Here is a 6,412-nt window from a genome sequence, read left to right on the forward strand (position 1 = left end):
CGGCCTGCTCAATCCCAAGGTCATGGGCGTGGACATCAAGACTTTGCTGTACCAGGTGCCCGGCGGCATGCTCTCCAACATGGTGAGCCAGCTGAAGGAGCAGAACGCGGAAGACAGATACTATGACGTGCTGAGAGAGATTCCCGAGGTCCGCAAAGACCTGGGCGAGCCCCCTCTGGTCACTCCTTCCTCCCAGATCGTGGGCACACAGGCTGTGTTCAACGTACTCATGGGCGAGCGCTACAAGATGGCCACCAAGGAGACCAAGGCAGTGCTGCGCGGCGAGTATGGCCAGACCATCAAGCCCATGAACCAGGAAGTCATCGACAAGGTCATCCCCGGCGAGGAGCGTATCACCTGCCGCTATGCGGATATGATTGAGAACGAGATGGATAAGCTGGAAGCCGAGATGAGCGAGTGGAAGCAGCAGGACGAGGACGTGCTTTCCTATGCCCTGTTCCCTCAGGTAGCCACCGACTTCTTCAAGTACCGCCAGGCCCAGCAGGACAAGGTGGACATGACCCAGGCGGATACCAAGAACGGAGCGTATCCTGTGTAAAGCTTTCTGATATTTGAAAATTGTAAAGCATAAAGAAAGTAACGGAAAGTGCCGATACATGGTAAGCGGCCAGCATACTGTATCGGCGCTTTCTGCCTTTTTATATTTTTTGGAGATTCTATATGTATTCTATTTCATTTGTTGAGACGGAACCGCAATTGAAACAGGTTTTGGATTTTTGCTACGGCATCTTGGGGCAGCATCTTCGGGATATTTCGCCCTACAGATATGAGGACTGGAAAGAACGGATTGAGAGAGACAGTAAATTGTTGGTGTACGCACATGAAGACGGAAATGTAATATCCGCCGTCCTGGGAAGGCGGGAAAACGAGGAAAGCCTGGTATGCGGCTTTGTGGCCTGCGAAATCGGGCACAGACGGCAGGGGATCACCAGGAGATTGATGGATATATTTGAAACAGAGGCGGTCCGGGCTGGATTCCGGTATATCACGCTGGGCTCTGAGGAGGACGGCTTCTATGAAAAATGTGGCTTTCACATGATAGATGAAATGCATGGACAGAAAATCTATCAGAAATTATTATAGAGGGGGAGCCCAAATGACATTTTTGTCAAAAAGAGAAATCATTGATTTGATAGAACAGATAACGAATTGCCAGGATAAAAGCGAAGAAGAAATCGACAGATTGATCGATAGATTGGAACAAGGCGTTCTCGACCCACAGATTTCGGATTATGTCTTCTGGAGCGACATGACAGCGGAACAAATAGCGGACAAGGCGTTGGGGTACAAGCCCATAGAACTGTGAGCCTGGGGCTGTACCATCAGGGACTCCGGGGGAGGAGACATGGTCAGGGACTGGAAAGAGAATAAACACTGGAAAGAGAAAAAACATTGGAAAGAGAATAATCATAAGTAGAGAATAGATTAGAGGGGGAACCGGAAAGGGCACCGGTTTGAGCAGGACGGATAGACAAAAGATTTGAATGAGAAGAATCGGAACAGGAGCAGGCGGGCTTTGGGCAGAGTAATCGTCATAGGCGGCGGAGCCGCGGGCATGATGGCTGCTGTGGCGGCGGCGGAACGCGGCTGCAGCGTATGTCTCATAGAGAAAAATGAAAAACTGGGAAAAAAGCTGTTCATCACCGGCAAGGGGCGCTGCAATGTCACCAATGCCGGGGATAGGGATACGCTTCTGGCCAATGTGTGCACCAACGGCAAGTTCCTGTACAGCGCCTTTTACGATTACGACAACCGGGCGGTGATGGAGTTCCTGGAGCGGGAGGGCTGTCCGCTGAAGACAGAGCGGGGGGACAGGGTCTTTCCCGTGTCCGATCATTCCTCGGACGTGATCGGAGCCTTCCAGAGGGCCTTGAAGCGGCTGGGCGTGAAGGTCCTGCTGAATACCCGTGTGAAAGGCCTGATGCTGGAAGGGGAGAACGGGGAGGAGAGGATTGCGGGAGTGGAGCTGGCGGACGGCAGAACACTTCCCGCAGACAGGTGTATAGTCTGCACCGGAGGGATTTCCTATCCGGCCACAGGCTCCACCGGGGACGGCTACCGTTTCGCGGAGGAGACGGGACACAGACTGACGGAGCGCCGCCCTTCGCTGGTGCCCTTCAATATCCGGGAGGAATGGTGCCGCCAGTTGATGGGGCTGACCCTGAAGAACGTGTCGGTGCGGCTGTGCTGCCCTCCTTCCAGAGAGGTCTACCGGGGCTTCGGGGAGATGCTGTTCACCCATTTCGGCGTCAGCGGCCCGCTGATACTCTCCGCCAGCAGCTTCATTGGGCAGAAGGGCAGGAAAACCGGGAAGAAGGCCGGGCCGGAGACGGAGGAAGGCGCCAGGCTGTATATCGACTTAAAACCCGCTCTGGACGAGGAGCAGCTGGACAGGCGCCTGCTGCGGGACTTCGAGGAGAATAAGAACAGGCAGTTCAAGAACGCGCTGGGCGGGCTTTTCCCCATGAAGCTGATTCCGGTGATGCGCGACCTCTCCGGCATCCACCCGGACAAGAAGGTCAATGAGATCACCAGGGAGGAGCGCAGGGCGTTCGTGGGACTGATCAAGAACCTGCCGCTGACTGTGGCAGGGCTTCGGGGCTATGAGGAGGCCGTCATCACGAAAGGCGGAGTCAGCGTGAAGGACATAAACCCCTCCACCATGGAGTCGAAGAAGGCAGGCGGCCTGTATTTTGCCGGGGAGGTATTGGACCTGGACGCGCTGACAGGGGGCTTCAACCTGCAGATTGCCTGGTCTACAGGGCATCTGGCCGGAAAATGCGCGGGAGCGCCTGCCGGGGAGATTTGAGAAAGGAGAACAGGAGAAGAAGACAGATGGGATTTAATGTGGCGATCGACGGGCCCGCGGGAGCGGGCAAGAGCACCATCGCAAAGGCGGTGGCCAGGGAGCTGAATCTGATTTATGTGGACACCGGGGCCATGTACCGGGCCGTGGCGCTGTACATGCTGCGGGAGGGAGTGGATCTGGCGGACAGGGGGAAGGTAGCCGGGAAATGTCCCGAGGCGGCCGTCACCATCCGGTATGAGGACGGGGTGCAGGTAGTCTTTTTGAACGGGGAAAATGTGAACGCGTTCCTGCGCACGGAGGAGGTGGGCGAGGCGGCGTCCGTCATCAGCCCCATACCTCAGGTGAGGAAGAACATGGTGGCGCTGCAGAAAAGCCTTGCGGCGGAGAGCGACTGCATCATGGACGGCAGGGACATCGGCACCTGCGTGCTGCCGGACGCCCGGCTGAAGATCTACCTCACCGCCAGCAGCGACGTGCGGGCCAGGCGCAGATATGACGAGCTCACCGCAAAAGGCGAAAGCTGCGAACTGGACAAAATCAAAGCGGACATAGAGGACAGGGACTACCGGGACATGCACAGGGAGGAATCGCCCCTGCGGAAAGCGGACGACGCGATTGTGGTAGATACGTCGGACATGAACGCGGAGGAGGCCATAGCCGCCGTGACCGGGCTGTGCAGAAGCGCAAGGTAGAGGGAAGGATTCTATGGAAGTAAAGCTGGCGGAGCGCATGGGCTTCTGCTTCGGCGTGAAGCGCGCGGTGGACACCGTGTATGAACAGATAAAAAACGGGAAGAATATATATACCTATGGCCCGATCGTGAACAATGAGGAAGTGGTGAGGGAGCTTTCGGAACAGGGGGTGAAGGTGCTGGAGTCCGGGGAGGAGCTCATGGAGCTTTCCGAGGGCAGCGTCATCATCCGGGCTCACGGGGTTCCGGAGAAGATTATCCGGATCCTTCGCGAGAAGAACCTGGAGTGCATCGATGCCACCTGCCCATTTGTGAAAAGAATTCACAATATCGTGGAGAAGGAGAGCGGGGAGGGACGGCACATCGTCGTCGTAGGAAACGCCGGCCACCCCGAGGTGGAGGGCATCGTAGGATGGTGCAAAGGCCCGGTGACAGTGCTGAAAGACCTGGAGGAAGCGGAGAAATTCAGGCCTCCGGAGGGCGAAAAACTGTGCGTGGTCGCCCAGACGACATATAACTACAATAAATTTCATAATATAGTTGAAATTTTGGAAAAAAAAGGTTACAATAGTATTGTTGTGAATACTATCTGTAACGCGACGGAAGAGCGCCAATGCTCGGCGAAGGCACTTGCGGCGGAGGCTGACGTTATGATTGTGATAGGGGGAAGGCATAGTTCCAACACCAGAAAGCTTTATGAGATATGCGCGGAGGAATGTGCCCACACCTATTTTATACAGACACTGGATGACTTGCATTTAGAACTACCTAAAGCTGTTCGACTAGTGGGTATCACCGCGGGGGCTTCCACCCCAAATAAATTAATCGAGGAGGTTCAAAGACATGTCAGAATTAACTTTTGAACAAATGCTGGAAGATCCAAATTCAATTAGGACAATACATTCAGGAGAGGTAGTCGAAGGCACAGTCATCGATGTCAAGCCGGAAGAAATCGTCTTGAACATTGGGTACAAGTCGGACGGTATACTGGCCAGGAACGAGTATACCAATGATTCCAGCGTAGATTTGACCGAAGTGGTCAAACCTGGCGACACCATGGAAGTGAAGGTACTGAAGGTGAACGACGGTGAGGGGCAGGTAGTTCTGACCTATAAGCGTCTGGCTGCCGACAGGGGCAACAAGAGAATCGAGGAAGCCTACAACAGCGGAGAGGTCTTAAAGGCCACAGTGGCCCAGGTGCTGGAGGGCGGACTCAGCGTTGTCTATGAGGAAGTCAGGGTTTTCATCCCTGCCAGTCTTGTGTCCGATACCTATGAGAGGGATCTGGGCAAATATCTGGGACAGGAAATCGAATTCGTCATCAGCGAGTACAATCCGAAGAGGAGAAGATATATCGGCGACCGCAGGCAGCTCATCGCCGCCAGGAAGGCCCAGATGCAGAAGGAGCTCTTCGAGAGAATCCGCGAGGGCGATGTGGTGGAAGGCGTGGTCAAGAACGTGACGGACTTCGGCGCGTTCGTAGACTTGGGCGGGGCCGACGGTCTGCTCCATATCTCGGAGATGTCCTGGGGCCGCGTGGAGCATCCCAAGAAAGTCTTCAAGGTAGGGGAGAAGCTGACCGTGCTGATCAAGGAAATCAACGGCAGCAAAGTGGCGTTGTCCCTGAAGTTCGAGGATCAGAATCCCTGGAGGGACGCTGCGGACAAGTATGCCATCGGCAACGTGGTGAGCGGCAGAGTGGCCAGGATGACCGATTTCGGCGCATTCGTGGAATTGGAGCCCGGCGTGGACGCGCTGCTCCATGTATCCCAGATTTCCAGGGAGCATGTGGAGAAGCCTTCCGACGTGCTGAGCGTGGGCCAGGAAGTGACCGCGAAGATCGTGGACTTCAACGAGGCCGACAGGAAGATTTCTCTGAGCATCAAGGCCATGGGAGCGGCTGCGCAGATCGACCAGGACGTGGTTCCCGTTGACATCGAGGCGGTCATCTCGGCACAGACGGAAGAGTAAGGCTGACAGACAATAAATCCCAGGATGGTAACTGCCATGCTATTTGATTACGAGTATTTCAAAAGAGAAGTACTGACATTGACAGGAATCAACCTGAGCTGTTACAAGGAAAGCCAGATGAAGCGCCGGATCGACAATCTGATTTCCAAGAACAGGATAGAGGGCTATGACAAATATGTGTTCTGTCTCCGGACAGACAGGAGGATGTTCGAGGAATTCGTCAACCACATCACCATCAATGTATCGGAGTTCTACAGGGATATCAATCAGTGGAAGGTGATGGAGGAAAAGGCGATTCCCGAACTGATTCAGAGATTCGGCAAGACTCTGAAGGTATGGAGCGCCGCCTGTTCCACGGGGGATGAACCTTACTCTCTTGTGATGGCCATGTCCAGGCATCTGCCCCTGGCCAATATCAGGGTGCATGCCACGGATTTGGACAGACAGATTATCGAGACGGCCAAGCAGGGCGTGTATCCGGAGAAAAGCATCGCGTCCGTACCTGCGGATCTGAAGAGGAGATATTTCAGGAAGACAGGCACAGAATACAAGATTTCGGACGAAATCAAGTCCCGGGTGGAATTCAGGGAGCATAACCTGCTGAAGGATGCCTATCCGATAGGATGCCATCTGATTGTCTGCCGGAATGTGATGATTTATTTCACCGAGGAGGTGAAGGAACAGATATTCCGGAAATACTACAATTCTCTGGCAAATGGCGGACTGCTTTTCATCGGTGCTTCGGAACAGATGATGAACCACAAAGAAATCGGCTTTTTCAGAAAAAATGCTTTCTTTTATCAAAAAGCATCATAATTACACCTACACAGAAACGGCAGCGGAGATTTTCCCGCTGCCGTTTCGCCGTGCGCCCGGCGGCGCACGTTTCCAACGGGTGCAAGTCCCGAATCCGCCCGGTA

At 54.4% G+C, this 6,412-nt stretch carries 7 protein-coding genes and 1 pseudogene; all 8 read left to right on the top strand.

Annotated features, from left to right (window positions below; translation table 11 throughout):
• A pseudogene (locus Q2B33_RS22715) lies at window positions 1-559 on the top strand (oxaloacetate decarboxylase subunit alpha); the annotation flags it as partial.
• Between the two features lie 122 nt (window positions 560-681).
• Window positions 682-1,104, top strand: a complete 423-nt coding sequence (locus Q2B33_RS22720) for a GNAT family N-acetyltransferase (RefSeq protein ID WP_300572031.1) — start codon at window positions 682-684, stop codon at window positions 1,102-1,104.
• A 13-nt stretch (window positions 1,105-1,117) separates the two neighbouring features.
• Window positions 1,118-1,327, top strand: a complete 210-nt coding sequence (locus Q2B33_RS22725) for a hypothetical protein (RefSeq protein WP_300572029.1) — start codon at window positions 1,118-1,120, stop codon at window positions 1,325-1,327.
• 210 nt (window positions 1,328-1,537) lie between these two features.
• Complete coding sequence (locus tag Q2B33_RS22730) at window positions 1,538-2,830, top strand: NAD(P)/FAD-dependent oxidoreductase (protein WP_300572027.1); 1,293 nt, start codon at window positions 1,538-1,540, stop codon at window positions 2,828-2,830.
• Between the two features lie 26 nt (window positions 2,831-2,856).
• On the top strand, window positions 2,857-3,522 hold the full coding sequence (gene cmk / locus Q2B33_RS22735; RefSeq protein ID WP_300572025.1) for a (d)CMP kinase: 666 nt from the start codon (window positions 2,857-2,859) through the stop codon (window positions 3,520-3,522).
• Window positions 3,523-3,535: 13 nt separating this feature from the next.
• On the top strand, window positions 3,536-4,384 hold the full coding sequence (gene ispH, locus Q2B33_RS22740; RefSeq protein ID WP_296478635.1) for a 4-hydroxy-3-methylbut-2-enyl diphosphate reductase: 849 nt from the start codon (window positions 3,536-3,538) through the stop codon (window positions 4,382-4,384).
• Complete coding sequence (gene rpsA, locus Q2B33_RS22745) at window positions 4,365-5,492, top strand: 30S ribosomal protein S1 (protein ID WP_296459300.1); 1,128 nt, start codon at window positions 4,365-4,367, stop codon at window positions 5,490-5,492. The genes ispH and rpsA overlap by 20 nt, the downstream gene beginning before the upstream one ends.
• A 36-nt stretch (window positions 5,493-5,528) precedes the next feature.
• Complete coding sequence (locus Q2B33_RS22750; protein ID WP_300572021.1) at window positions 5,529-6,308, top strand: protein-glutamate O-methyltransferase CheR; 780 nt, start codon at window positions 5,529-5,531, stop codon at window positions 6,306-6,308.
• Window positions 6,309-6,412: the final 104 nt, after the last annotated feature.

This window comes from uncultured Acetatifactor sp. (assembly GCF_948601915.1).
GTDB lineage: Bacteria > Bacillota > Clostridia > Lachnospirales > Lachnospiraceae > Acetatifactor.

What these genes read in the sequence shown, in the direction of transcription:
- Q2B33_RS22720 (WP_300572031.1), top strand. Translation starts at nt 682, where the DNA reads ATGTATTCTATTTCATTTGTTGAGACGGAACCGCAATTGAAACAGGTT.
- Q2B33_RS22725 (WP_300572029.1), top strand. Translation starts at nt 1,118, where the DNA reads ATGACATTTTTGTCAAAAAGAGAAATCATTGATTTGATAGAACAGATA.
- cmk (WP_300572025.1), top strand. Translation starts at nt 2,857, where the DNA reads ATGGGATTTAATGTGGCGATCGACGGGCCCGCGGGAGCGGGCAAGAGC.
- ispH (WP_296478635.1), top strand. Translation starts at nt 3,536, where the DNA reads ATGGAAGTAAAGCTGGCGGAGCGCATGGGCTTCTGCTTCGGCGTGAAG.
- rpsA (WP_296459300.1), top strand. Translation starts at nt 4,365, where the DNA reads ATGTCAGAATTAACTTTTGAACAAATGCTGGAAGATCCAAATTCAATT.
- Q2B33_RS22750 (WP_300572021.1), top strand. Translation starts at nt 5,529, where the DNA reads ATGCTATTTGATTACGAGTATTTCAAAAGAGAAGTACTGACATTGACA.